23 protein-coding genes are annotated in these 23,485 nt (G+C 38.2%); 19 read left to right on the forward strand and 4 right to left on the reverse strand.

Features of this window, described 5'->3' with window-relative positions:
- Positions 1 to 6 precede the first annotated feature (6 nt).
- The 12 genes from HNP38_RS10155 to HNP38_RS10210 all read left to right on the forward strand — a co-directional run bounded on the left by HNP38_RS10155 (position 7) and on the right by HNP38_RS10210 (position 15,234).
- The gene (locus HNP38_RS10155) at positions 7 to 1,362 is read left to right on the forward strand and encodes a c-type cytochrome (protein ID WP_184188802.1); all 1,356 of its coding nucleotides are present in this window, start codon (positions 7 to 9) and stop codon (positions 1,360 to 1,362) included.
- A gap of 23 nt (positions 1,363 to 1,385) precedes the next feature.
- On the forward strand, positions 1,386 to 4,460 hold the full coding sequence (locus tag HNP38_RS10160; RefSeq protein ID WP_184188818.1) for a TAT-variant-translocated molybdopterin oxidoreductase: 3,075 nt from the start codon (positions 1,386 to 1,388) through the stop codon (positions 4,458 to 4,460).
- Positions 4,461 to 4,485: 25 nt separating this feature from the next.
- Positions 4,486 to 5,883: an NrfD/PsrC family molybdoenzyme membrane anchor subunit gene (gene nrfD, locus HNP38_RS10165; protein ID WP_184188822.1), complete on the forward strand. Its 1,398-nt coding sequence runs from the start codon at positions 4,486 to 4,488 to the stop codon at positions 5,881 to 5,883.
- Positions 5,870 to 6,391, forward strand: coding sequence for a DUF3341 domain-containing protein (locus tag HNP38_RS10170; RefSeq protein ID WP_184188825.1), 522 nt, complete (start codon positions 5,870 to 5,872; stop codon positions 6,389 to 6,391). Before nrfD ends, HNP38_RS10170 begins: the two co-directional genes overlap by 14 nt.
- A 1-nt stretch (position 6,392) precedes the next feature.
- The gene (locus HNP38_RS10175; RefSeq protein ID WP_184188827.1) at positions 6,393 to 7,067 is read left to right on the forward strand and encodes a c-type cytochrome; all 675 of its coding nucleotides are present in this window, start codon (positions 6,393 to 6,395) and stop codon (positions 7,065 to 7,067) included.
- Positions 7,068 to 7,075: 8 nt separating this feature from the next.
- Positions 7,076 to 8,407: a quinol:cytochrome C oxidoreductase gene (locus HNP38_RS10180; protein WP_184188831.1), complete on the forward strand. Its 1,332-nt coding sequence runs from the start codon at positions 7,076 to 7,078 to the stop codon at positions 8,405 to 8,407.
- Between the two features lie 148 nt (positions 8,408 to 8,555).
- Positions 8,556 to 9,572 (forward strand): hypothetical protein, encoded by a 1,017-nt coding sequence (locus HNP38_RS10185; protein WP_184188834.1) that lies wholly within the window; start codon positions 8,556 to 8,558, stop codon positions 9,570 to 9,572.
- 49 nt (positions 9,573 to 9,621) lie between these two features.
- Positions 9,622 to 10,803, forward strand: coding sequence for a hypothetical protein (locus HNP38_RS10190; RefSeq protein WP_184188836.1), 1,182 nt, complete (start codon positions 9,622 to 9,624; stop codon positions 10,801 to 10,803).
- Positions 10,804 to 11,340: an adenine phosphoribosyltransferase gene (locus tag HNP38_RS10195; protein WP_184188839.1), complete on the forward strand. Its 537-nt coding sequence runs from the start codon at positions 10,804 to 10,806 to the stop codon at positions 11,338 to 11,340.
- Positions 11,341 to 11,728: 388 nt separating this feature from the next.
- On the forward strand, positions 11,729 to 12,436 hold the full coding sequence (locus HNP38_RS10200) for a tetratricopeptide repeat protein (protein ID WP_184188842.1): 708 nt from the start codon (positions 11,729 to 11,731) through the stop codon (positions 12,434 to 12,436).
- Between the two features lie 3 nt (positions 12,437 to 12,439).
- Entirely contained in the window at positions 12,440 to 12,961 is a 522-nt protein-coding gene (gene ribH / locus HNP38_RS10205; RefSeq protein WP_184188845.1) for a 6,7-dimethyl-8-ribityllumazine synthase, read from the forward strand.
- Between the two features lie 194 nt (positions 12,962 to 13,155).
- Positions 13,156 to 15,234 carry an LTA synthase family protein gene (locus HNP38_RS10210; protein ID WP_184188848.1) on the forward strand — a complete coding sequence of 693 codons (2,079 nt, stop codon included), beginning with the start codon at positions 13,156 to 13,158 and terminating at the stop codon, positions 15,232 to 15,234.
- On the opposite strand, the gene HNP38_RS10215 is transcribed toward HNP38_RS10210, so the two are convergent.
- Genes HNP38_RS10215 through HNP38_RS10225 form a run of 3 tightly spaced genes read right to left on the reverse strand, consistent with a single transcriptional unit; the run spans position 15,224 to position 17,021 of the window.
- Entirely contained in the window at positions 15,224 to 16,354 is a 1,131-nt protein-coding gene (locus HNP38_RS10215; RefSeq protein ID WP_184188851.1) for a glutathionylspermidine synthase family protein, read from the reverse strand. The two genes, HNP38_RS10210 and HNP38_RS10215, sit on opposite strands and share 11 nt — an antisense overlap.
- A gap of 2 nt (positions 16,355 to 16,356) precedes the next feature.
- Positions 16,357 to 16,689 (reverse strand): hypothetical protein, encoded by a 333-nt coding sequence (locus HNP38_RS10220; RefSeq protein WP_184188854.1) that lies wholly within the window; start codon positions 16,687 to 16,689, stop codon positions 16,357 to 16,359.
- A 2-nt stretch (positions 16,690 to 16,691) separates the two neighbouring features.
- On the reverse strand, positions 16,692 to 17,021 hold the full coding sequence (locus HNP38_RS10225; RefSeq protein ID WP_184188857.1) for a hypothetical protein: 330 nt from the start codon (positions 17,019 to 17,021) through the stop codon (positions 16,692 to 16,694).
- 80 nt (positions 17,022 to 17,101) lie between these two features.
- On the opposite strand from HNP38_RS10225, the gene HNP38_RS10230 reads away from it, so the two are divergent.
- Positions 17,102 to 17,956, forward strand: a complete 855-nt coding sequence (locus HNP38_RS10230) for a neutral zinc metallopeptidase (protein WP_184188860.1) — start codon at positions 17,102 to 17,104, stop codon at positions 17,954 to 17,956.
- 54 nt (positions 17,957 to 18,010) lie between these two features.
- On the opposite strand, the gene HNP38_RS10235 is transcribed toward HNP38_RS10230, so the two are convergent.
- The gene (locus HNP38_RS10235) at positions 18,011 to 18,877 is read right to left on the reverse strand and encodes a GLPGLI family protein (RefSeq protein WP_184188863.1); all 867 of its coding nucleotides are present in this window, start codon (positions 18,875 to 18,877) and stop codon (positions 18,011 to 18,013) included.
- Between the two features lie 145 nt (positions 18,878 to 19,022).
- Here HNP38_RS10235 and HNP38_RS10240 point away from each other — a divergent pair, with 145 nt between their 5' ends.
- The 6 genes from HNP38_RS10240 to sufD all read left to right on the forward strand — a co-directional run bounded on the left by HNP38_RS10240 (position 19,023) and on the right by sufD (position 23,479).
- Positions 19,023 to 19,352, forward strand: coding sequence for a HesB/IscA family protein (locus HNP38_RS10240; RefSeq protein WP_184188867.1), 330 nt, complete (start codon positions 19,023 to 19,025; stop codon positions 19,350 to 19,352).
- A gap of 41 nt (positions 19,353 to 19,393) precedes the next feature.
- Positions 19,394 to 20,839: a Fe-S cluster assembly protein SufB gene (gene sufB, locus HNP38_RS10245; protein ID WP_184188870.1), complete on the forward strand. Its 1,446-nt coding sequence runs from the start codon at positions 19,394 to 19,396 to the stop codon at positions 20,837 to 20,839.
- A gap of 38 nt (positions 20,840 to 20,877) precedes the next feature.
- Positions 20,878 to 21,051 (forward strand): four helix bundle protein, encoded by a 174-nt coding sequence (locus HNP38_RS18140; protein ID WP_317166725.1) that lies wholly within the window; start codon positions 20,878 to 20,880, stop codon positions 21,049 to 21,051.
- On the forward strand, positions 21,014 to 21,220 hold the full coding sequence (locus HNP38_RS18145) for a four helix bundle protein (RefSeq protein WP_317166726.1): 207 nt from the start codon (positions 21,014 to 21,016) through the stop codon (positions 21,218 to 21,220). The genes HNP38_RS18140 and HNP38_RS18145 overlap by 38 nt, the downstream gene beginning before the upstream one ends.
- Positions 21,221 to 21,313: 93 nt before the next feature.
- On the forward strand, positions 21,314 to 22,057 hold the full coding sequence (gene sufC, locus HNP38_RS10255; protein ID WP_184188873.1) for a Fe-S cluster assembly ATPase SufC: 744 nt from the start codon (positions 21,314 to 21,316) through the stop codon (positions 22,055 to 22,057).
- Positions 22,058 to 22,171: 114 nt separating this feature from the next.
- A complete protein-coding gene (sufD, locus tag HNP38_RS10260) occupies positions 22,172 to 23,479 on the forward strand; it encodes a Fe-S cluster assembly protein SufD (RefSeq protein ID WP_184189538.1) in 1,308 nt (435 codons plus the stop codon).
- Positions 23,480 to 23,485: the final 6 nt, after the last annotated feature.

Consider the following 23,485-nt stretch of genomic DNA (forward strand, 5'->3'; position numbering starts at 1 on the left):
ATTTAAATGATTAGTTGGAGAAAGCATTATAAACAAACGTTGATTGCAATAGGCTTATTGTTATCAACCAGTGCTTCAATTTACGGGCAAGACGGTGATCCTAAAAATGGTGAAAAACTTTTTAAGGCAAACTGTACGGCATGTCACGCTTTAGGAAAACAGGTTATCGGGCCAGATCTAAAAGGTGTTGTAGACAGGTTGAAAACCGAGCAGGGCTTGGATAAAGACTGGCTTCACAAGTGGATCAAAGACAATAAGGCCTTAAGAGCTTCCGGTGACAAATACGCCAATCAGGTTTATGAAAAATTCAATAAGACTGAGATGCTGGTCTTTCCTAATCTTACGGATAAGGATATAGACGACATCTTAGCTTATACAACTAATCCTCCTGTTGAAGAGAAAAAACCTGAAACACCTCCAGGTACTGAAACAACAACAGTAGCCTCAACAGACAAAACCACTACAAATATTGTAATTATTTCACTTTTAGCCATTGCAGGCTTATTGGTTTGGATCCTGTTAAAACTGAGACAATTAGTTAAATTGGGACAGTCTGAGGATCTAGCCGGGCTTAACGAAACCAGAGTTCGTTCTTTCAGTGAAATCTATCAGAAATATCACTATGTAGGCAAAGGATTATTGGCAATTCTTGCTATTTTAGCAACTTATGGAATCTGGAATTGGATTATGTGGATCGGGGTCTATAAAGGATATAAGCCTGAGCAGCCTATCTACTTCTCACACAAGATCCACGCCGGAGAAAACAAAATTGACTGTCAGCTATGCCACTCCAGCGCCAAATACGGTAAAGTTTCCGAAATTCCTTCTATGAATGTTTGTATGAACTGTCACAGAACCATTTCCGAGTACAATGCAGACCACTATATGGAGCCAGGAAAAGATAAGGCATTTTATGATGGTGAGATCCAGAAGATCTATGCGGCAACAGGCTGGGATCCTGCAAAACAACAATATACCGGAAAAACTCAGCCGGTAGAATGGACAAGAATCCACAACATGCCGGATTTTGTATACTTCAACCACTCACAGCACGTTGTAGCAGGTGAACAGGCGATCATCAATTCTTTCAACAAGAAAAATCCAAATAACAAAATAGATGTTGTTTGTAAAGCATGTCACGGAAAAATAGACACAATGAATGTTGTTCAGATGGCTAATGACTTCACAATGGGATGGTGTATTGAGTGCCACAGAACAACTGAAGTTGATATGAACAATGGTTATAATAAAGAATACTTCAAGAATCTACATGACAAGTTGAAAAAACAATACCCTAAAGATGGTGGTAAGATCACTGTAGATGCAATTGGAGGTCTTGAGTGTGGTAAATGTCATTATTAATAACTAAAAAATTAGAAGTATAAATGGCTTCAAACAAAATACAATTCAGAAGTATTCATGAACTTAAAGATCCGGCCTTAAACAATAAGCTGGCTCAGAAAGAGTTTCAGGAAGAAATTCCGGTAGAAGATTTCCTTGGAGATGCTGAACAGAACGGATCAAGTACTTCAAGAAGAGATTTCTTAAAATTATTAGGTTTCTCTACAGCAGCAGTAACTTTGGCTGCCTGCGAAGCTCCGGTAATTAAAACAATTCCTTATGTGGTAAAACCGCATGACATTATTCCGGGAGTTCCTAATTATTACGCTTCCACTTATTTTGACGGTTTTGACTTTGCCAGTGTTTTAGTAAAAACCCGTGAAGGAAGGCCAATCAAAATTGATCCGAACCCGGCTGCAGGTGATTTAGGTAAAACTAATGCAAGAGCACAGGCAAGCGTACTTTCTCTTTATGATAACGATAAAGTAAAACAGCCTAAGCTTGAAGGTAAAGATGAAACTTTCGATAAAGTAGATGATTTTGTTCTTAACGGATTAAATGATGCTAAAACTAAAAACAAAAGAATTGTACTTTTATCTCATTCTTTTGCATCCCCTACTTTCAAAAAATTATTCGCTGAATTTAAAGCAAAATATCCTACCGCTGAAGTAGTAACCTATGACGCTTTCCCGTACTCTGCCGCATTAGATGCTGCACAGGAAGTGTTCGGACAGAGAGCATTACCTGTTTACGATCTTAAAGGAACTGAATTAGTAGTTTCTTTCCAGGCAGATTTCTTAGGAGACTATAATGCATCCAGCTTAGAGACTTCTTATGCAGCAGCAAGAAAGCCGGGTGCTGCTATGTTGAGACACATCCAGGTGGAGTCTAACCTATCATTGACTGGAGCAAATGCTGACTCAAGATACAGATTAAAGCCGAGTGCAATAAACAAAACCCTAAAAGAGGTTTACAGTGCAATTGTAACAGGCGCAGCCCCTTCAGACAAATCTGCTATTGAAATTGTAAAAGAAATACAGGCAAAAGGAAGCAAGGCTGTAGTACTGGCTGACGGCTCTAAAGGTGCTCAGGTTTTAGCACACCTGATCAACCAAAAATTAAGTTCGGTAGCTTTCACAGGTAAAGCTAACCTGCTTAAAGAATTCGACAAAGAAAGATATCAGGATTTTTTAAAATGGATCAATACAGGTCAGGTTGGAGTATTGATTACCAACAATGTAGACCCTATCTATTCTCATAATAAAGGTCAAGACTTCAAAAAGGACCTGGCTGCTAAAAAGGTTGATTGTATAGTTGCAGTTACTGATAAGAAAAATGAAATGTATAAAGCAGCACATGCTGTAATTCCTGTAGCAAACTGGCTTGAATCCTGGGGTGATATTGAACCTCAGACAGGAGTATATTCATTAATGCAGCCTACTATCCAGAAAATCTATAAATCAAGACAGATCGAAGAGTCTTTATTGGTTTGGAAGAATGGCAAGAACAATGCGGCTAACAATTATTACGATTATTTAAAAGCAAATGCTTCTTCTTTATTGGGAGGTACTTCTTTCAATAAGGCATTATATAACGGTATCAATACTTCTGCCAATGCTACAGCATTATCTTATGCAGGAGGCAATGCCGCTCAGGCTATTGCTGAATTAAACAGCTTCAAAGCTTCTGATTTAGAATTGGTACTATACACCAAGCCATCAATGGGAGACGGAACCCAGGCCAATAACCCTTGGTTACAAGAGTTACCGGATCCAATCACAAGAATGTCTTGGGATAATTATTTGACTATTTCTCCTAAAGATGCGGAAAGACTAGAGATTGAAAACGATCTTAATGCAAGGATGCAGTTAGACGGTTCAATCGTAAATCTTACCGTAAACGGAGTAAAAATAGAAAATGTTCCTGTATTTATTCAGCCGGGACAGGCTGAAGGGTCTGTGGGTCTTGCACTTGGTTACGGTAAAAAGAATTCCGGGACTACTGCTGATACGGGTGTAAATGCTTATCCTTTATTTGACGGATCTAATTTAGTATTGTCAAACGTTAAATTAGAAAAAACAGGTGAAGAGCATGAATTTGCAGGGATCCAGCTTCAGAATACACTAATGGGCCGTTATGAGATCGCCAGAGAAGTTCCTCTGAATGATTTCTTAACCGTACCATTCGATGATGAACATAAAGGATGGAATAAGCCTTTGGAGTATCATACCATCAGCGGAGCTCTTCCTGCAGGAAAAATTGACCTTTGGGATGCCTTTGATGATACAGATGGTCCTCACTTCAACCTATCGATCGACCTGAACTCATGTACCGGTTGTGGAGCTTGTGTAATTGCCTGTCAGGCAGAGAACAACACCCCGGTTGTAGGTAAAGAAGAGATCAGAATGTCTAGAGATATGTACTGGTTAAGAATTGACCGTTACTACTCTTCTACACAAAAAGTAGAGGTATATGAAGGATTAAAAGAAGGAATGGCTGTTCCTGAATTATATGGAACTGCATTTGGTGACGGAGGTGCATTAAACCACCCTGCGGATAATCCGGATGTGATCTTCCAGCCTGTAATGTGCCAGCACTGTAACCATGCTCCATGTGAAACAGTATGTCCGGTAGCGGCTACTTCACACGGTAAGCAGGGACAAAACCACATGGCTTACAACAGATGTATCGGTACAAGATATTGTGCCAACAACTGTCCATATAAAGTAAGACGTTTCAACTGGTTTACTTATAACTTAAATGACAAGTTCGATTTCAATATGAACAACGATCTTGGAAGAATGGTACTTAACCCGGATGTAGTGGTAAGGACCAGAGGAGTTATGGAGAAGTGTTCTATGTGTATCCAGGAAACTCAGGCTACGATCTTAAATGCTAAGAGAGAAAACAGAACCGTAACAGACGATGAGTTCAAGAAGTCTTGTGCTTGTGCTGCTGCTTGTTCTACAGGAGCAATGACGTTTGGAGACATGAATGACAAAAAATCTGAAGTCAGAAAACTATATTCTGATAACAGGAGATATTATTTACTTGAAGAGATTGGAACAAAACCAAATGTGTTCTATCATGCTAAAGTAAGAAACAGAGTAGAAAAATAAAGTTTAAATAATAAATAGGTAAAAAATGTCAGGACATTACGAAGCTCCGATAAGGGAACCTCTGATTATTGGTCACAAAACTTATCACGATATCACAGAAGATATTGCAAGACCTATCGAAGAAAGAGCAGGTAAACTATGGTGGATCTCACTATATGCGGCCTTAGTTCTATTCATCTACGGATTCGGCTGCATCGCTTATACTATCGGAACGGGTATTGGAGCATGGGGACTTAACAGAACTATTAACTGGGGTTGGGATATTACTAACTTCGTATGGTGGGTAGGTATTGGTCACGCCGGAACCCTAATCTCAGCGGTATTATTATTATTTAGACAACGTTGGAGAATGTCTGTAAACCGTTCGGCTGAAGCGATGACGATCTTTGCGGTAGTACAGGCGGCTATCTTCCCGGTAATTCACATGGGTAGAGTTTGGGTAGGATATTGGGTGTTCCCGTTACCTAACCAGTTTGGTTCTCTTTGGGGGAACTTCAACTCTCCTCTACTTTGGGACGTATTTGCGATCTCTACATATTTCTCAGTATCTACAGTATTCTGGTTTATGGGGCTGATCCCTGACTTTGCAATGATCAGAGACAGAGCTAAAACGCCTTGGACCAGAAAAATTTATACATTCCTTGCATTCGGTTGGGGAGGTAAGGCAAAACACTGGCAGAGATTCGAAGAACTTTCTTTGGTTCTTGCAGGTTTGGCAACTCCGCTTGTATTCTCGGTACACACCACCGTATCCTTCGACTTCGCCACTTCGGTAATTAAAGGATGGCACTCTACCATTTACCCTCCTTATTTCGTTGCCGGTGCGATCTTCTCAGGATTTGCAATGGTACAAACCCTGTTATTGGTTGCAAGAAAAGTGTGCCACCTTGAAGATTACATTACCATGTATCATATTGAAATTATGAACATCGTAATCGTTGTAACAGGAGGTATGGTAACTGTAGCTTATGCTACCGAATATTTCATCGGATGGTATTCCGGATCCAGATATGAAGATTTTACCTATCTTTCTCCGGGTGCTGCAGTAGGACCTTACTGGTGGGCTTTCTGGTCATTGATCATCTGTAACCTTGTTATTCCTGCTTCTTTCTGGGTCAAAAAGGCAAGAACAAACATTATCTGGACATTCATTGTTGCATTAATTATCAACATCGGTATGTGGTTTGAGCGTTTTGATATTATTGTTATCAACCTTTCAAGAGACTACTTACCTGGATCATGGACTATGTTTAAGCCAACGATCATTGATGTGGGTGTATATTTGGGAACTATCGGATTCTTCTCTGTATTGTTCTTATTATACGCAAGAACATTCCCTGTCATTGCACAGGCCGAATTAAAATCGATTTTGAAAATCTCAGGTGAAACTTATAAAGCAAAAGAAGGAGATGAGCACCACTAAAATTGTATACGGACTTTATGCGGACGACGACGATTTAATGAACGGCGTTAAAGCATTCAATGATAAAGGAATTAAAATAAACGAAGTTTATACTCCATTCCCGGTTCACGGACTAGATAAAGCTTTAGGGTTAAAGAAAACAAGGATTTCTGATGCCGCTTTCATTTATGCCTGCTATGGTGTTACCATCGGTGCTACCGTAACGTGGTATGTGATGAATCATGACTGGCCTCAGAATATTGGTGGTAAGCCTGCTTTCGATTGGGGACATAACATGCCCGCATTTGTGGTTCCAATGTTTGAATTAATGGTATTCTGTGCTGCTCACATGATGTCTTTGACATTCCTGGCAAGAAATAAGATGTATCCCGGAGCTCCGGCACAAAACCCGGATCCGAGAACTACCGATGATAAATTCATGATGGAATTTGTAACTGATGATGTAGAATCTGTAAAGCAGTTGCTTATTGAGACCAGAGTTGAAGAAATAACTGTTAAAGACGCTTAAAATGGAAAAGAATGTATTAAAAATTACAGCAATTTTAGGTTTAACAACAGTTTTACTTAATTCTTGCGGACCAAAAGAAAATACACCACTGGTATATTTCCCGGATATGTATTTCCCGGTAGCTTATGATCCTTTGATGAAAGCTCAGGACGCTTATTCCGATCATGAAAATGAAATTCCTGCTTTTGTTAAAAATAATGGAGCAACAGGTCTTGTTCCTGTGGAAGGATCTGTAGCCCAGAATAAAGACGGGGTTTTCGAAGAAAGCCTCCTTCCTAAAAATGTAGATGAATACAATAAAGGATATGACGCATCGAAAACAATGACTGCCTCACCTTTAAATCCGGCCAATGCTGCCAAAGATATAGAAAGGGGTAAATTTTTATTTGAAAGAACCTGTGCTGCCTGCCATGGTGTAGGTGGAGACGGACAGGGACCAATTGTTCAAAGCGGAGCATATTCAGGAGTTCCTAATTATGCAGACAGAGAAATTACTGTAGGATCTGTTCATTATGTATTAACAAACGGTAGAAACGCAATGGGTTCTTATGCAGGACAGCTTACACCCGGAGACAGATGGAGAGTGGCAATGTATGTAATGAATGCATTTAAGAAGAATGCTGCTGCTCCTGCAGCTACGGCAACCAAAACAGATTCTACCGCAACTAAAAAATAAGAAAAGAAATGTATAGTTTTTCACCAAAATTAAAATCAACTTCTATAATACTCCTTGTTGTAGGTTTAGTTTTATTTGCTGTTGGTTTCTTTATGAATAAAGGGATCTCTACAGAACAAATTGAACATATGATGGAGGCTGTTCATTCTTCAGGACATGATGCTCCTACCCATTCAAGCCAGATGGTAGGCCCTCAGGATCATGAGGCTCATTTGGAACATGCTTCACTGCAGATCCACAATCAGCCTTTGGCAGCCATACATTTTGTAGCTGTATTTTTCTTTGGAGTTAGCTGCTGTGTATTATTCTTCTATTCTATTCAGCATGCCGCCCATGCAGGTTGGCCAATCATCATTACCAGAGTAATGGAAGCTATTGCTTCTTATATTCCTTGGGGAGGTGCTATTCTGATCATCCTTATGTTACTGAACATTTTTCATTATGGTCACCTGTTCCATTGGATGGACCCTGAATTGACAGACCCTGAATCAGCACATTTTGATGTGATCTTATTTGAAAAGAAAAGATTCTTAAATATTCCTTTCTACGCTTTCAGAACTATTCTTTACGTAGTGGGAGCCTCATTCTTTGCATGGAAACTTAAGGCTCAGTCTAAAAAAGTAGACGAAACCAAATCAAGAGTAGACTACCAAATGCTTTACAGATGGGCTGTAGGATACATTGTATTCTTCGGGTTCTGTTCTGCAGCGTGGGCTTGGGACTGGTTGATGTCCATAGACCCTCACTGGTATTCTACAATGTATATCTGGTATTCAATGGTGAGCTGCCTTTCAAGTGGGATCGCGGTGATCATTCTTCTGAGTGTTTATCTTAAGAAAAATGGTTTCCTTCCACAGTTCAATGACAATCACTTACACGATTTAGGAGTATTCCTTTTCGCAACAAGTATGCTTTGGACGTATACATGGTTTGCTCAGTTCATGCTTTACTGGTATGCTAACGTTCCTGAAGAGGTTAACTATTTCTTCGGAAGATTTGAGCACTATTCACCTACTTATCTGCCGATGCTTATCATCAACTTCTTATTGCCATTATTGGTATTAGTAAGCAGCAGCATCAAGAGAAACTATAAAGTAGTAACCACAATGGCTGTAGTTGTTCTTTTAGGCCACATTCTGGATTACTTCAATATGGTAATGCCGGGAACAGTAGGTCCATACTGGAAAACTCCTGAAGTATTCATTTTAATATTAGGAGCTCTTCTATTTGTAGCAGGATTGTTTATGTTTACTGTATTAACGGCTTTGTCCAAACTGAAACTTATCCCTACAGGAAACCCTTACTTACATGAATCTGAAATTTATGAGTATCCTTTCTAAGGGCTTGTAACAAAATATAATTATAAAAGACTGATTTTTCAAGAATCAGTCTTTTTTTATGGGGAAAAATTAATTCTCCAGGCAACCAATTCAAGATTTCCCCGTCTTATAGTTAGAATCAATTTTTTCACTGTTAAAATAATATCCTATGAAAAGAAATTATATACTGCAAATCTTATTTGTTTTAATGTTCGGTTGGGTACAGGCACAATCCATTACATTTGTCTCTGAAAAAACCAATAATCCATTGCCGAAAGTTTCCGTGTTCGGAAAAGACGGAAGCATACTGGCTTATTCAGATATTGACGGAAAAATTGAAAAATCACTTTTGAAACCCGATCAGGAAAAATTTCAGCTGATATACGATAATTTTCCTGTAGGAACTTTTTCATATTCTGATTTTGACAAAGGAGTCATTAAAATTAACGATCGTGTAAAAGATATTGAAACGGTTGTCATCAAAAACAATAAACCTGCAAAGTATATTTTTGTAAAGGGGAATTTCAACACCTACGTAACAGTCAATAACAAACTGAATTGCTATGCTGATGGAGTTGTCACTTACATTTTCGACAACAAAACAAAAAAATTGAAGAGTAAAAATATTGAACAATACAGAATTTTCCGTCTTGAAGATCCAAAAAATGAAAAGAAATTAACTGCAACCTGGGACTATGATTCGTCATTAGAGGTTCCGGAAATGAAAAATGTTGGAAATCTTCAAGAGTATAAAAAGAAAAATGCAAAGTTCAGAGAATTAAAAGGTAACCGAAAAGATGAATTGGAAATTACCGGAGAATATCTCCAGAAAAAAGAATTTGCTTTTTTAGGATTCAGGTTTTTTGACTTAAGAGGAATTTTGAATATTGCTTATGAAAAAGACTCCAAAAAAACATTGAGAGATCTCCTTGAATATAATGAGATCAGTTTCTTAAAATTGAAGCACAAAAGTGAAGAAAGCTACAACCAGCTCATTGCCTATAATAATTTTTATACAACAGAAGTTAATTTTAGCAATGAAAATGATATTGACAAAGTAAAATTTGATACGGATAAAAGCAACTATAAAAATTCGTTCTGGACAGATTCTTCGTTTCCAAATATGCAGACCATCTTTAGCTCTTACTTCAAAGGTGATCTAAAAGAGCAACAAAATAAAAAATAAAACCTCAGATAGTAAAGGTTTTTATTAAATTTGTAGCAAACCAAATAAAATGAAAAAGTTTTCTTTTCTTTTAATTTTCAGTTTGCTGCTTTTCACGGCATGTAAGAAAGACCATGTGGATGCCACCAGTACAAAGACCTTACAGTCCAGTATCAATGATATGGCCTCCAGCCTTCCGACTATTAAACAGATAAAATTCAATGAAGCTTTATATATTCTAAAGACTTTCGGAGTGGAAGCCGAAGGGGATATCAACGAACTGAAAGCCCTTGGTAAGCTCATCAACGGAAAAAAAGTTCCTGAGATCATGTCCCTGGCTGACCAGGTAGCTCAAAAAAACGGAATTGAATGGGCCAGCACCACTCCCCCTTCATTAGGAGAAATGAATATTTTCGGGGATGAAACGGCAAAAGAAAGTGATCCTAATGATGTAAAAGCAAGCTCATTAAGCCTTGCTACACAACCTACAGGTGATGACGGAACCGGAGCTCCTACAGCCATACAGATCATTCCAAGGCTGGTAGATAATACCGGAAAACCCGTTGCCTTTACCGGTGCCGGTCTAGAAGCAACCCTGGAAGTGTTCAGTAATGGTGTAAAACTGTCAACTGCAAAAAATCTTATGCAGGATAACAATTTCAGAGGATTTAATTTAAAATTCTCGTCTATCCCTGCTTCAAAAGTAGTAGATAATAAAATCGATATCACAGTATCCGTAAAAACTACGGCAAAGACCTTTAAGATGTCAAAGATCGGGCTGGAAGTAAACCCTTCTGCATTGAAGGTTCCTGCTCCGCCTAAAGTTGACTCAGCAACAGTGGTTCAGGATCCTGCAATTGATCCAAATAATCCTGTGGCAACACCCCCCACAGATCCTACGACAGGTACTGCTCCTGCCACACCAAAACAGCCTGCCGATCCAAAAGCTACGGTAAGCAAATTCTTAAACAACGTCAGTGCACAAAACCTTACGGCCGCATTTGATGCTTCCAGCAACCCAAACTGGGGAAGCTATGAGTCTTTCTCAAATCCGACATCAGGTTTCGGATCTGTAAAAAGTGTAAGTGTAAAAAATATTACCACCGGCGCATCCAATACCAATAATGCCAGCGTAAATGCGACTTACGATGTGACCGATAAAAACGGAAAGGTGACCGCTCTGAAAGTGACATTCGGGCTTAAAAATGTAAACGGAGACTGGAAAATTTCCAGCTATAAAATAAACCCGTAAATGGCTTCACAGGAACTCATTCAGAAACTGGAAAAAACCATCGAGAACATTCCTGATTTTCCCATTCCGGGGATTCAGTTTAAAGATATTTCCCCCATATTCCTTAATCCTAAGCTGTATGAAGAAGTTATTGAAGACCTCGTTGCTTTCAGTAAAGGAAAAGTGGATGCAGTCTGCGGAATAGAAAGCCGCGGCTATCTGTTCGGGATTGCTATCGCGGTTGCTTTAGAAGTTCCGTTTATCCTCATCAGGAAAAAAGGTAAACTTCCTCCTCCCGTTATTTCAGAAAAGTATGACCTGGAATACGGAAGTGCAGAGATCGAAACCCGTGAAGGACAGATCCAAAAAGGACAACGCATCCTGATCCATGATGATCTCCTGGCAACAGGCGGAACTACGGAAGCTGCAGCCAAACTGGTAGAGAAACAAGGGGCTAAAGTTTGCCAGTTCAGTTTTTTAATCGGACTGAGAGGATTAAAAGGTGATGAAAGGCTAAAAAAATTCAATGCCGGGATCTATCATATTCTGGAATATTAGGCTAAATAATATTTAATATATGCTTCTATAATTCGACTCCACTCAGCAATGACAAGGGTATGAACCCTCTGAAAAGTTGATATCAGAGATGTTACACCAGGCAGACCCGAAGTGTTTTCATTATTAGAACCTCCTGTTTACATTTTATTTCTACTCCGATTTTCTAGTGTTATTTTCATTAAACATACAGTTTGTCATGCTGGAAGCATCTCTATACAATATAAATTTCTTCAAATGACAAACGGAATTTCACTACAAAAAATAAGAACAATAAATTTAAACAAGCTCTTAACATTTGATAATTCACAACATTTTCAGAATAATACATCAAACTATTTTGTAAATCATTCAGAAACAATTAAATTTGCAGTTCAATTTTTAAGAATTTATGGCAAAAATTACAAAGAATGCTCAGAACGAACAAGAAGGTAAAGAAACAGTGGAGTTTTTTAAAGATCTCGACAGAGAAGCTTTAAATACGGAAAGATTTCTTGAAAGATATTCCAAACCATTAGGTATCATCTTTGGTGTCCTGATATTAGCTGTTTTAGGATTTTTCGCTTACAAGCAGTTTGTAGTAGCTCCTAAAAATGCTGAAGCAATAAAAAGCTTCCTTGCCGCACAAAAAAATCTGACTGAAGGTAAAAATAAAGAGGCTTTAGGCGGGAAATCTGCTGCAAACCCAGGATTTGTAGGAACCTATAACGAATATTCTTCTACCAATATCGGTAAACTTTCTGCATACAATGCAGGCTTATTGAAATTCAAAGAAGGTAAATTCCAGGAAGCCTATGACCTTTTAGACAAATTTTCGTCTGATAACAAAACAATGACTGCCATGAAATACGGAGCAATGGCAGACGCAAAATCAGGACTTAATAAGAACGATGAAGCTCTAAGTCTTCTGGATAAGGCCGCTACGGCTTCTGATGATCCTTATACTTCTTATTACTTTACGAGAAAGGCAGGTATCCTGGCTTTAGGGTTAAAGAAAAATGCTGAGGCTAAAAAATATTTTTCCGCTATTGACGAAAAGTATCAGGATTATGACAACGGAATGTCTGACTCTTATATTGAAATGACTAAATATTACTAAAACATGGCAACAGTTAATCTTTCTGATTACAAGCCACTTCATATAACCAATGCCGAAGATTTTTCTATCGGCATTGTTTTTTCTGAGTGGAATGATTTTGTAACTTACAATCTTCGCGATGCTGCATTGGAGATCCTTGAAAAGGAAGGCGTAAAATCCGGAAACATTAAGCTTTTTCCTGTTCCGGGAGCATTTGAATTAAATTATGCCAGCATGCAGCTTTGCAAAGAACGAAAGTATGATGCCGTCATTGCCATCGGATGTGTCATTCGTGGGGAAACCCCTCATTTCGATTACGTATGCTCAGCTGTAGCACAGGGAATTAAAGATTGTAATATACTGACCGATACTCCAACTATTTTCTGTGTTCTGACTGATGATACCAAAGAGCAGTCCATAGCAAGAAGCGGTGGCGATCTGGGCAATAAAGGAGTGGAAGCCGCTGTTACCGCCTTAAGGATGATTGATTTTAAAAAGAAATTGTCATCCGATAAAAAAGGAAATATTGGCTTCGGAAACTCTTAGAATGTGAATATATCAACTTTGTAGATAAATAAAGGACTATTAAAAAATAGTCCTTTTTTGTTTGGCGATACGCCGCTCACATCTTTTAATTGGAAAAAATATAAATTATTCAACAATAGTTCGTTTTTTATTTTTATCGTCAAATAAATCTGCACAAAAACTATCTTTGTGAAATTAATAAATAGTTAATCTAAATGTTTCTTCAAAAAGCAAAGCCTTTTATATATTTAGGAGTTTTTTACCTCATCATTTCCTTAGTCATACGGGTGATATTTCTCTTTCATCCCATTACTACTGTAAATTTCGGTATCTTTGAGATCATAAAGATCTTATTGCTGGGGATGGTAAACGATATCTTTGTTTTTATCCCTGCAAGCTCATTTTTGGTTCTTTATTTTTTATTTCTTTCCGACTCAAAATACAAAAACCCATACGGACAGATTATTTTAGGAGCTTTAACACTTCTTTTTCTTTACATATTGGTCATTCCCAATAATATATTCAGGCAATACGGAGGCTCCGTAACAAAGATCGTCCTTATTTTTGTCGGAATTAAAATGTTCTTTTTCGGACTGATGTTTTTTCTGCCATCCAAACGAATAAGGATCCGTAATATCCTTTACTTTATCATTATACTGCTTTATGTACTCTCAATAGTATTCAATTCAGTCAGCGAATATTTCTTTTACAATGAATTTGGGGTACGTTATAATTTCATTGCCGTGGATTATCTTATTTATACCAATGAAGTAATCGGGAATATCATGGAAAGTTATCCTGTAGCCCCGCTTTTCATCGCTATCTTCGTGGTAACGGGAAGTATTACATGGCTGATCTTTAGGAAAACAAAAAACGAGCTTTTAACACTCCCCGATTTAAAACAGAAATTCGCTTTATTAAGCATTTATATTGTAACCGTTGGCATTAGCTTCATCATTCTTCCGGCTATCGGGAAAATAAGGTCTTCCAATGTTTTCGCAAATGAGGTCCAGGCGAACGGTATTCCTAAATTCTATTGGGCGTTTACACATAACGAGCTTGACTATTTCCAGTTCTATTCACAGATTGGTCAGAAACAGGCAGATGAGCTGTTTTTAAGCCAATATCCTGAACAGGCAGTGATGAGAAAAATTGTTTCAGGACAGCCGGAAATAAAAAAGAATGTTGTGCTGATCTCCATTGAAAGCCTGTCGGCAGATTTTATGGAACATTATGGAAACACCCGGAAAGTCACTCCGTTTCTTGACAGCCTGGCCAGCCAATCATTAATGTTCACCAATTTATACGCTACAGGAAACAGAACGGTACGTGGCCTGGAGGCTTTAACCCTCTGCATTCCACCTACCGCAGGAGAAAGCATCATTAAAAGGGATAATAATAAAAATAAATTCACAACAGGAAGTGTCTTTAAATCTAAAGGATATGATGTGAAATTCTTATACGGCGGCTACAGTTATTTCGATAATATGGAAGATTTCTTTGGTGGAAACGGCTATGATATTGTGGACAGAAATAATTTCAGACCGGAAGAAATTACATTTGCCAATGTATGGGGCGTAGCCGATGAGGATATGGCTAAAAAAGCCATACAGGTAATGAATGCTGAGGCAAAATCCGGAAAGCCCTTTTTTAACCATTGGATGACGGTTTCCAACCACAGACCTTTCACATATCCTGATGGGCGAATTGATATTCCCGGCAATGCAAAATCCCGTGATGGAGGCGTAAAATACACCGACTATTCGATCAGAAAGTTTTTTGAAATGGCCAAAAAGCAGGATTGGTATAAAAATACCGTCTTTGTGATCATTGCTGACCATTGTGCTTCCAGTGCGGGAAAAACTGAACTTCCGGCCGATAAATACAGAATACCGGCCATGATCTTCTCAGAAGGTCTTATCCAGCCTCAGAAATTTGATAAGCTGATGTCCCAGATCGACGTTATGCCTACACTCTTCGGAATATTGAACTTTAACTACACTTCTAAATTTCTGGGTCAGGATGTTTTCAAGAGAGAATTCCGGCCTAAAGCTTATATAGCAACCTATCAGGATTTAGGATTGATAAAAGACAAGCACTTGACCATCATTTCTCCTGTAAGAAAAATAAAACAATATCTACTGACCCCGGAAAAAAGTAAATTAGCTCCCGAATTCAATATTTATTATACTGAAAAACTTCTTAAAAATCCGGATCAGATATTGGTGAACGAGACTATTTCTGCCTATCAGTCTACTTCCTACTGGCTGAAGAACAATCAGCTTAACCGTTGATCAGGTGCGGTATAAAACGGCTCTGGTTATTCGTGATCAGATTCACACTTTCCCTGACCCCGATCCCCGCAGGCTCCTGTCCGATGATCCAGCTTCCGATCACGGGATAATTCCCGTTAAAATTAGGGAGGTTGAATAACTGCTGATAAATAAAACCTTCTTTACCATATGCCCCGGTATTTTGTTCTATCGGAAAATTATCCTTATACAGTGTTACATTTGCCCCTTCTCTTGAATAAACAGGTTTCTTCACAAAATCTTTCAGGTTCCTCTGTTCAAAATAAGACTCCAGCAGATAAGGATGACCCGGATATAATTCCCAGAGAACCGGCAAAATAGCCTTGGAGGAGAGAAGAACTTTCCAGGCAGGCTCGATCCACTGGGATCTGAAACCGTTTTTCACCAGTTTTTCACCAAATCCGTCTTCAAGAATCCACTCATACGGATACAGTTTGAAAATGTACTCCATGATGCTCCTGTCTCCGGCAATAAATTCTTCAATATCTTCTGCCCAGCCAATATCCTGAATGGGAATGAATTCCGTTTCAAACCCTGCCTGTGTTGCACAATCACGGATATATTCCACATTCGTAACATCCTCAATATTGGTAAGTGATGAAAAATAGATGTAATGCGGATTCATATAGTTTTTAAGGTACTTCCAGTAATCGATCAGTTTTTCATGGATCGAATTGTACTGGTCTTTGTCCGGAAACAGCTCCTGAAGCCAGTACCACTGAATAACGGAAGCCTCATACAATGAGGTGGGTGTATCTGCATTAAATTCCAATAATTTAAGATTTTCACCGTCAAACCCAAAATCAAATCTCCCGTAAACTGACGGATGATCCTCTTCCCAACTTGTTATGATATAATTTCTGAACCATTCCGGAATATTGAATCTGTACCAAAGGTTTTTAGCAATTATATGATCCACAGCTTCCAGGCACATTTGCCATAATTCAGAAGTTGCAGTCTCTATTAGGCTGATCTCATGCAAAGGGAATTCATAGTAATGGCTCTCATCCCAATACAGTCCTTCCAGGGAATGATATCCAAACCCAAGGCTTTCAAGTTTATGTTCCCAATTTTTACGGATCTCTGATGGTATTCTCTTCATAATTATGATGATGCTCTAAATCCGCTTTTTCCCAAGCCTCCTCTTGCAATATTTCCCTTATAAGTATTTCTTCCAAGATTGGATTTCGCACTTATGGCGTCGCTGTAATACCCAGCTTTCTGATAAGCGCCATTATTATAAAATCCATAAGGCCTGAAAGCATGGTACAGGAAAAAACCAGGCATAAAACCGTGAGTTCTTGTGTAGGATGCAGTAGTATCAGATCTCATGTACACCTTCTTCTCATTCTTCAGCTGTTCTTTTGGCTTATTTTGAGAACAGGCGGCAAGAATACCGGTTACAAAAAGTAATTTTACAGAACTTGACTTTTTCATTATCATTGAACCGTTATAAAAAATTCATAATCCTTTTTGACTTTTGCAGTATGTTCATAACCATCTTTATCACCTACAACCATCATAGTATCTTCAAGACTTGGAATAGTATCCCTTTTAATAATCTCTTTGAAAAGCTTATTATTTTTCCATATCTTATGCTTGGTAATAAGAACATCTGCAGTATCCATATGCTGAACCGAAAGCTCAGTTTCAATAGATGCTTTTTTATCCACGCTCCCCACTGTATCTTCTGCAGGCTTTTTTTTACTGCATGCCATTAAAGCAATCATACCGGTCAATAATAAAAAGCCAAGTTTAATTTTTCTCACTTTAATTGTAATTTTTCACAAAAGTAGTTATTTAATAATGATATTAATTTTAAATTTACAAGCGAAAAAATTATTTTACTATGAAATGGACAGACGACAGAAGTGGTAATGTGGAAGACAGGCGTGGGCTGGGTAGCGGTGGTGCTATCGTAGGCGGTGGGCTTGGAACCCTTATTATTGCTGCAATTATATTTTTCCTGGGCGGAGACCCTTCATCCATCCTTTCTTCAGGAGTTGGAAGTAGTTCTACACAAACCGAGCAAAGGCAATTAAATGCCAATGAGCTTAAAATTCGTGAATTTGTGCAAATGATCACCGCTGAAAATGAGCAGACCTGGAACAAAATTTTCGCAGAGAACGGGATGCAGTACCGTCCGGCAAGGGTAGTCCTGTTTGAAGATACTACACAATCAGGATGTGGTACAGCGCAATCTGCAATGGGACCTTTCTACTGCCCGGCAGACCAGACGGTTTATATGGATATGAGTTTCTTCAAAGAATTACAGCAAAGATTTGGTGCCCAGGTGACTGAGTTCTCTATTGCATACGTTATGGCACACGAAATGGGGCACCATGTTCAAACCCTATTAGGAACTACACAGAAAGTAGATGCATTAAGACGAAGCGGGAGATATTCCGAAGCTGATATGAACAGGGTTTCGGTGGCTACCGAACTACAGGCAGATTTCTATGCCGGGCTTTGGGCCAGACAAACGGATAGCAGGGAGCATATTCTGGAGCCGGGAGATATTGAATCGGCTATCAGTGCGGCTCAGGCCGTAGGTGATGATAACATCCAGAAAAGGTCTCAGGGATATGTGGATCAGGAAAGCTTTACACACGGTTCATCAGCACAGCGTAAAGAATGGTTTATGAAAGGCTATAACACAGGAGACATCAGACAAGGTGATACTTTTAACCAGCTTTTAAAATAAGTCTATTTACCATATAAAAAAACCCTGAAATGTTGTTTCAGGGTTTTATTTTTACTATTGCAATTCGATCGGATTACTGTTTCTCTTAACCTCTTCTTTTATCCTCTCCTCCATTCTTTTTCTCATTTCTGCCGGATTTTGATTTCCGCCACCAAATCCACCGCCGCCACGGTTTCCTCCGCCACCGCCTATCCTCATTGGCCCGGCCCCACCGCCGCTACTTTGGGCGATGAAAGACATAGGGTCATCCAGAAATTTTTTCTGCTGCTTCACAAAATCCACTCTCTTGACTTTTATGGTATTTCCAAACTGATTCAAACCCGGAAGCTCATCAATTTTATAGTTTTTCATCAGGTCAAAAGAATAATCCCCCTGATCATCTTCCACTTTAACAATTAAACCCGGAAGCCCTCCAAATTTATAAGGCCCATCCTGATAAGGAAGATCTGTAGTGAACCAGGCCGTCCATTTCCGTCCTGCAAAATCCGTTTCTGCCTTCTGAACCTTATACTCCCCTATTTTTGTAGTTTCCGGAAGAATCTTCCAGTTTAAGGAGCGATCTTCCTCATAAGAATAAATATACCTTCCCAGTCTGTCCTTAAAGACTGTTTTTTGATCCGTCTTATCCTTTTCAACCGAATAATTAATATTTGATCTCAATGTTTCCATCTGATCCCTGTTAATACTTCCTCTTCCGCCGCCACCCTGAAATGCCCGCTGCATAATGGAATCCCTTTTATACCTGTTCTCAGAGTAAAAAAGAGACTTTTCCGCAGAAATGTCTAAATAAGCATTCTCTGTTTTTATCTCATTTTTATTGGATGCATCCGGCTTCATTGTCACCTGGTAGACAAACCTGTTCGCTTGTGCAAAAACATTCTGCATAAACAGTGCTAAAGCAATAATGCCAATTCTCTTCATTTTAAAATTATTTATTGTTTGGATTTCAAAAGATTATCAAAGTTAAAGCTATCAATAATAAAAATCGATAAAATAAAAATGTTGATTTTTATTTCCTAATTATTGTTCGTAGTTTTGCATAATTAAATCATTCTAAATAAATACAATGATAAAAGTATCAGATCATGCAAAGGCAAAAGCTGTTCAACTGATGACAGAAGACGGCTTTAACCCTGCTGAAGACTATATAAGAGTGGGGGTGAAAAGTGGCGGGTGCTCCGGTTTAGAATATGTTTTGAGGTTTGACAACGAAAAAACAGATACTGACCAGATTTTTGAAGACAATGGGATCAAAATCATTGTAGACAAAAAATCGATCCTTTACTTAGCGGGAACCATTTTAGAGTATTCCGGAGGATTAAACGGAAAAGGATTTGTTTTTAACAATCCGAATGCATCCAGAACGTGCGGATGCGGAGAGAGTTTCAGTCTTTAAGATAAATTAAAAGATTTAGAAATTCATAGATTTAGATAATTATGAAGTACACAGAAGACGACCTGCGTGTCGATTTAGAAAATAAAAAATACGAGTTCGGATGGGAAACGAAGATTGATTATGAAGACTTCCCGATCGGCTTAAATGAGGATATCATCCGTGCCATCTCTGCTAAAAAAGAAGAGCCGGAATGGATGACAGAATGGCGTCTGGAATCTTTCAGGATCTGGCTGAAAATGGAAGAACCTACATGGGCGAATATTAAGTATGAAAAGCCTGACTTTCAGGCTATTCGTTATTATGCTGCCCCCAAAATAAAACCGGAACTGGCAAGCCTGGATGAGGTGGACCCGGAATTATTAAAGACTTTCGAAAAGTTAGGAATTAATATCGAGGAACAAAAAAGGCTTTCAGGAGTTGCGGTTGATATTGTAATGGACTCTGTCTCAGTAAAAACAACATTTCAGGACACATTGGCGGAAAAAGGAATTATTTTCTGCTCGATCTCTGAAGCGATCAGAACCCATCCTGATTTAGTAAGAAAATACCTTGGAAAAGTAGTTCCGAGAGGAGACAACTTTTATTCGGCACTAAATTCTGCCGTATTTTCTGACGGAAGTTTCTGCTATATCCCGAAAGGCGTAAGATGCCCGATGGAGCTCTCCACATATTTCCGTATCAATCAGGCAGGTACAGGGCAGTTTGAAAGAACCCTTGTTATTGCTGATGAAGGAAGCTATGTTTCTTATCTTGAAGGGTGTACTGCCCCGTCAAGAGATGAAAATCAGCTCCACGCTGCCGTTGTGGAATTAATCGCACTGGATAATGCTGAAATCAAATATTCAACCGTTCAGAACTGGTATCCGGGGAATGAAGAAGGAAAAGGAGGGGTTTTCAACTTTGTGACGAAAAGAGGGCTTTGTGAGAAAAATGCAAAAATCTCCTGGACCCAAGTAGAAACAGGTTCTGCCGTAACATGGAAATATCCTTCGTGCATTCTGAAAGGAGACGGTTCTATCGGAGAATTCTACTCTATTGCGGTGACCAATAATCACCAATATGCAGATACGGGAACAAAAATGATCCATATCGGAAAGAATACAAAGTCAACGATCATTTCTAAAGGTATTTCGGCTGGGAAATCCAATAACTCATACAGGGGACTGGTAAAAGTAATGCCTTCTGCCAAAGGAGCCAGAAACTTTTCTCAGTGCGATTCCCTATTGATGGGCAATGAATGTGGCGCACATACTTTCCCTTATATTGAGATCAAAGATCCTTCTGCACAGCTGGAGCATGAAGCTACAACCTCAAAAATCGGGGAAGACCAGATCTTCTACTGCAACCAGAGAGGGATAGATACGGAAAGAGCCATTGCTCTGATCGTAAATGGCTTCAGCAAAGAAGTTTTAAATAAACTTCCTATGGAGTTTGCCATCGAGGCTCAGAAATTACTAGAGATTTCATTAGAAGGCTCCGTTGGATAATTAAAAATGAGGTAATTTGAGAATGTGATAATCAGGTAATGAAAGAAAATATAATTTTAAGTAAAACATTCAATTTTTCATTACTCATTATTAAATATTGTGAATTACTTCATGAACAAAAAAGGTTTGTCATATCAAACCAGCTTTTAAAATCAGGAACATCGATTGGAGCCAATGATAAGAGAAGCACAAAATTCAGAAAGCAAAAATGATTTTATACATAAATTCAAAATTGCAGCAAAAGAAATAGAAGAAACAAATTATTGGTTACTTTTATGCAAGCATTCTGAAAATTACCCTAATTGTGATGATTTGCTTGAACATTTAAAAGAAATTGAAAATATTACAAATAAAATAATAATTACATCAAAAATGAGATAATTTGAGAATAAGATAATTTGAGAATCGTAGTTTACATTTGCATTCTTCCTCTATTACCTAATTACCATATTATCTAATTATCATATCAGATTTATGTTAGAAATAAAAAACTTACACGCCAGAATTGAAGATGGTGCAGAAATTTTAAAAGGAATCAATCTTGAAATAAAACCAGGTGAAGTTCACGCTATTATGGGACCGAACGGAGCCGGAAAATCTACTCTTTCTTCTGTAATTGCAGGAAAAGAAGACTATGAAATTACGGATGGGGACATTATTTTCGATGGAGAGAATATTAATGAAGATGCTCCTGAGGACAGGGCGCATAAAGGGATTTTCCTTTCTTTTCAGTATCCGGTGGAAATTCCGGGGGTTTCTGTAACCAATTTTATCAAAGCGGCTCTGAATGAAAACAGAAAAGCAAACGGATTAGAAGAAATGCCTGCCAAAGAAATGTTAGGAATGATCCGTGAAAAGTCTGAAAAATTAGGAATTAAAAAAGATTTCCTTTCCAGATCTTTAAATGAAGGATTTTCCGGAGGTGAAAAGAAGAGAAACGAGATCTTCCAGATGATGATGCTTAATCCCAAACTGGCTATTCTTGATGAAACAGATTCAGGACTAGATATTGACGCTTTAAGAATTGTTGCAGATGGTGTCAACACATTTAAAAATGAGGGAAATGCCGTTCTTCTGATTACTCACTACCAGAGATTGCTTAATTATATCCAGCCTGATTTTGTTCATGTTTTAGCAGATGGTAAGATCATTAAAACAGGTGATAAATCTCTGGCGTTAGAGCTTGAAAGCAAAGGTTACGACTGGTTATTGAATTAATCATCGCGCATATTATCTGGGATTTCCCACATGATAATAAACGGATAATCCGTAAAAATTAAAACAAATTATTTTAAAATATATAAATAAGGTGTGATGGCCGAAATATCAGTAATGGCTTTATACGAACAAATTACAGACAACCACGGTAAATTTCTGGAGAGTCTTCGTCACAGGTTTTTAGACGAAAGCAGAAAGGCAGCTCTTCAAAGATTTGAAACCGCTGGTTTTCCGACCAAAAAAGACGAAGAATATAAATATACCAACCTAAAGGAGATCACTGAAAAGGAATATAATTTCTTTCCGAAAGAAAGTCACAATATCACCAAAGAGCAGTTAGACCAGCTGCATTTGGGAGAAGAAAATTTTGACTGGATCGTTTTTGTAAATGGTAAACTTCATAAAGAGCTATCAAAGATCTCTATTGAAAATGTAGAATTTCTTTCATTCAACTATGCTTTGAATGATGAAAAGCATAAAGAGGTTTTTGATACTTATTTCAATACGATTGCTTCCCAAGGCTCTGCTTTCATCAATTTGAATCTAGCCTACTGCAAATATGGTTTTTTCCTGAAAGTGCCTAAAAATGTAGTGATTGAAAAACCAATTCACATTTTCTATCTTTCACAAAATCAGGAGGAAAATACGTTCTACAATACAAGAAATTTATTAATTGTAGAAGACGGGGCCAAAGTGGAGGTCATTGAAAGCCATCATAATTTTGATGATACCTTCGTATTGACGAACTCTGTGACTGAAATTTTCACGTATCCCAATGCAAAAGCAGACTGGCATAAACTCCAGAATGATAATGATACCTCCTATCTGATCGACAATACCTTTGCAAAACAGGAAAAAGACAGCTTAACGACTGTGAATACCTTCTCTTTTGGAGGTAAACTGGTAAGAAACAACCTGGATTTTATTCATAACGGACAGAATATCAATTCTTTCATGAACGGGATCACTATTATCGGGAAAGACCAATTAGTAGATCATCATACGGCAGTGCATCATAACTTTCCCAATTGCGAAAGTTATCAAAACTATAAGGGTATCTTCGGGGACAATGCCCACGGTGTTTTCAATGGAAAGGTTTTTGTAGATAAGGTAGCTCAAAAAACAAATGCTTACCAGCAAAATAATAATGTGCTTTTAAATGAAGGCGCCACCATTGATACCAAACCTCAACTTGAAATTTTTGCGGATGATGTAAAATGTTCTCACGGCTGTACTGTAGGACAATTGAATGAAGACGCCTTATTTTATTTAAGGGCAAGAGGTATCTCCAAAAAAGAAGCGCAAGCTTTACTTTTATATGCATTTGCCAATGACGCCATGCAGAACATTGACATTGAGCCTCTTAAAGAAAAAATATCGAAACTATTGGCTGAAAAGCTGAATGTAGATATTGAGTTTTAAGATAGA

This window comes from Chryseobacterium defluvii (assembly GCF_014204415.1).
GTDB lineage: Bacteria > Bacteroidota > Bacteroidia > Flavobacteriales > Weeksellaceae > Chryseobacterium > Chryseobacterium defluvii_A.

Coding starts and splice junctions, on each gene's coding strand:
- HNP38_RS10160 (WP_184188818.1), top strand. CDS start 1,386: ATGGCTTCAAACAAAATACAATTCAGAAGTATTCATGAACTTAAAGAT.
- HNP38_RS10215 (WP_184188851.1), bottom strand. CDS start 16,354: ATGAAGAGAATACCATCAGAGATCCGTAAAAATTGGGAACATAAACTT.
- HNP38_RS10230 (WP_184188860.1), top strand. CDS start 17,102: ATGAAATGGACAGACGACAGAAGTGGTAATGTGGAAGACAGGCGTGGG.
- HNP38_RS10195 (WP_184188839.1), top strand. CDS start 10,804: ATGGCTTCACAGGAACTCATTCAGAAACTGGAAAAAACCATCGAGAAC.
- sufD (WP_184189538.1), top strand. CDS start 22,172: ATGGCTTTATACGAACAAATTACAGACAACCACGGTAAATTTCTGGAG.
- HNP38_RS10155 (WP_184188802.1), top strand. CDS start 7: ATGATTAGTTGGAGAAAGCATTATAAACAAACGTTGATTGCAATAGGC.
- HNP38_RS10235 (WP_184188863.1), bottom strand. CDS start 18,877: ATGAAGAGAATTGGCATTATTGCTTTAGCACTGTTTATGCAGAATGTT.
- sufC (WP_184188873.1), top strand. CDS start 21,314: ATGTTAGAAATAAAAAACTTACACGCCAGAATTGAAGATGGTGCAGAA.
- HNP38_RS10190 (WP_184188836.1), top strand. CDS start 9,622: ATGAAAAAGTTTTCTTTTCTTTTAATTTTCAGTTTGCTGCTTTTCACG.
- HNP38_RS10200 (WP_184188842.1), top strand. CDS start 11,729: ATGGCAAAAATTACAAAGAATGCTCAGAACGAACAAGAAGGTAAAGAA.
- HNP38_RS10175 (WP_184188827.1), top strand. CDS start 6,393: ATGGAAAAGAATGTATTAAAAATTACAGCAATTTTAGGTTTAACAACA.
- HNP38_RS10240 (WP_184188867.1), top strand. CDS start 19,023: ATGATAAAAGTATCAGATCATGCAAAGGCAAAAGCTGTTCAACTGATG.
- HNP38_RS10180 (WP_184188831.1), top strand. CDS start 7,076: ATGTATAGTTTTTCACCAAAATTAAAATCAACTTCTATAATACTCCTT.
- HNP38_RS10210 (WP_184188848.1), top strand. CDS start 13,156: ATGTTTCTTCAAAAAGCAAAGCCTTTTATATATTTAGGAGTTTTTTAC.
- sufB (WP_184188870.1), top strand. CDS start 19,394: ATGAAGTACACAGAAGACGACCTGCGTGTCGATTTAGAAAATAAAAAA.
- ribH (WP_184188845.1), top strand. CDS start 12,440: ATGGCAACAGTTAATCTTTCTGATTACAAGCCACTTCATATAACCAAT.
- HNP38_RS10185 (WP_184188834.1), top strand. CDS start 8,556: ATGAAAAGAAATTATATACTGCAAATCTTATTTGTTTTAATGTTCGGT.
- HNP38_RS10220 (WP_184188854.1), bottom strand. CDS start 16,689: ATGAAAAAGTCAAGTTCTGTAAAATTACTTTTTGTAACCGGTATTCTT.
- HNP38_RS18145 (WP_317166726.1), top strand. CDS start 21,014: ATGATAAGAGAAGCACAAAATTCAGAAAGCAAAAATGATTTTATACAT.
- HNP38_RS18140 (WP_317166725.1), top strand. CDS start 20,878: ATGAAAGAAAATATAATTTTAAGTAAAACATTCAATTTTTCATTACTC.
- HNP38_RS10170 (WP_184188825.1), top strand. CDS start 5,870: ATGAGCACCACTAAAATTGTATACGGACTTTATGCGGACGACGACGAT.
- nrfD (WP_184188822.1), top strand. CDS start 4,486: ATGTCAGGACATTACGAAGCTCCGATAAGGGAACCTCTGATTATTGGT.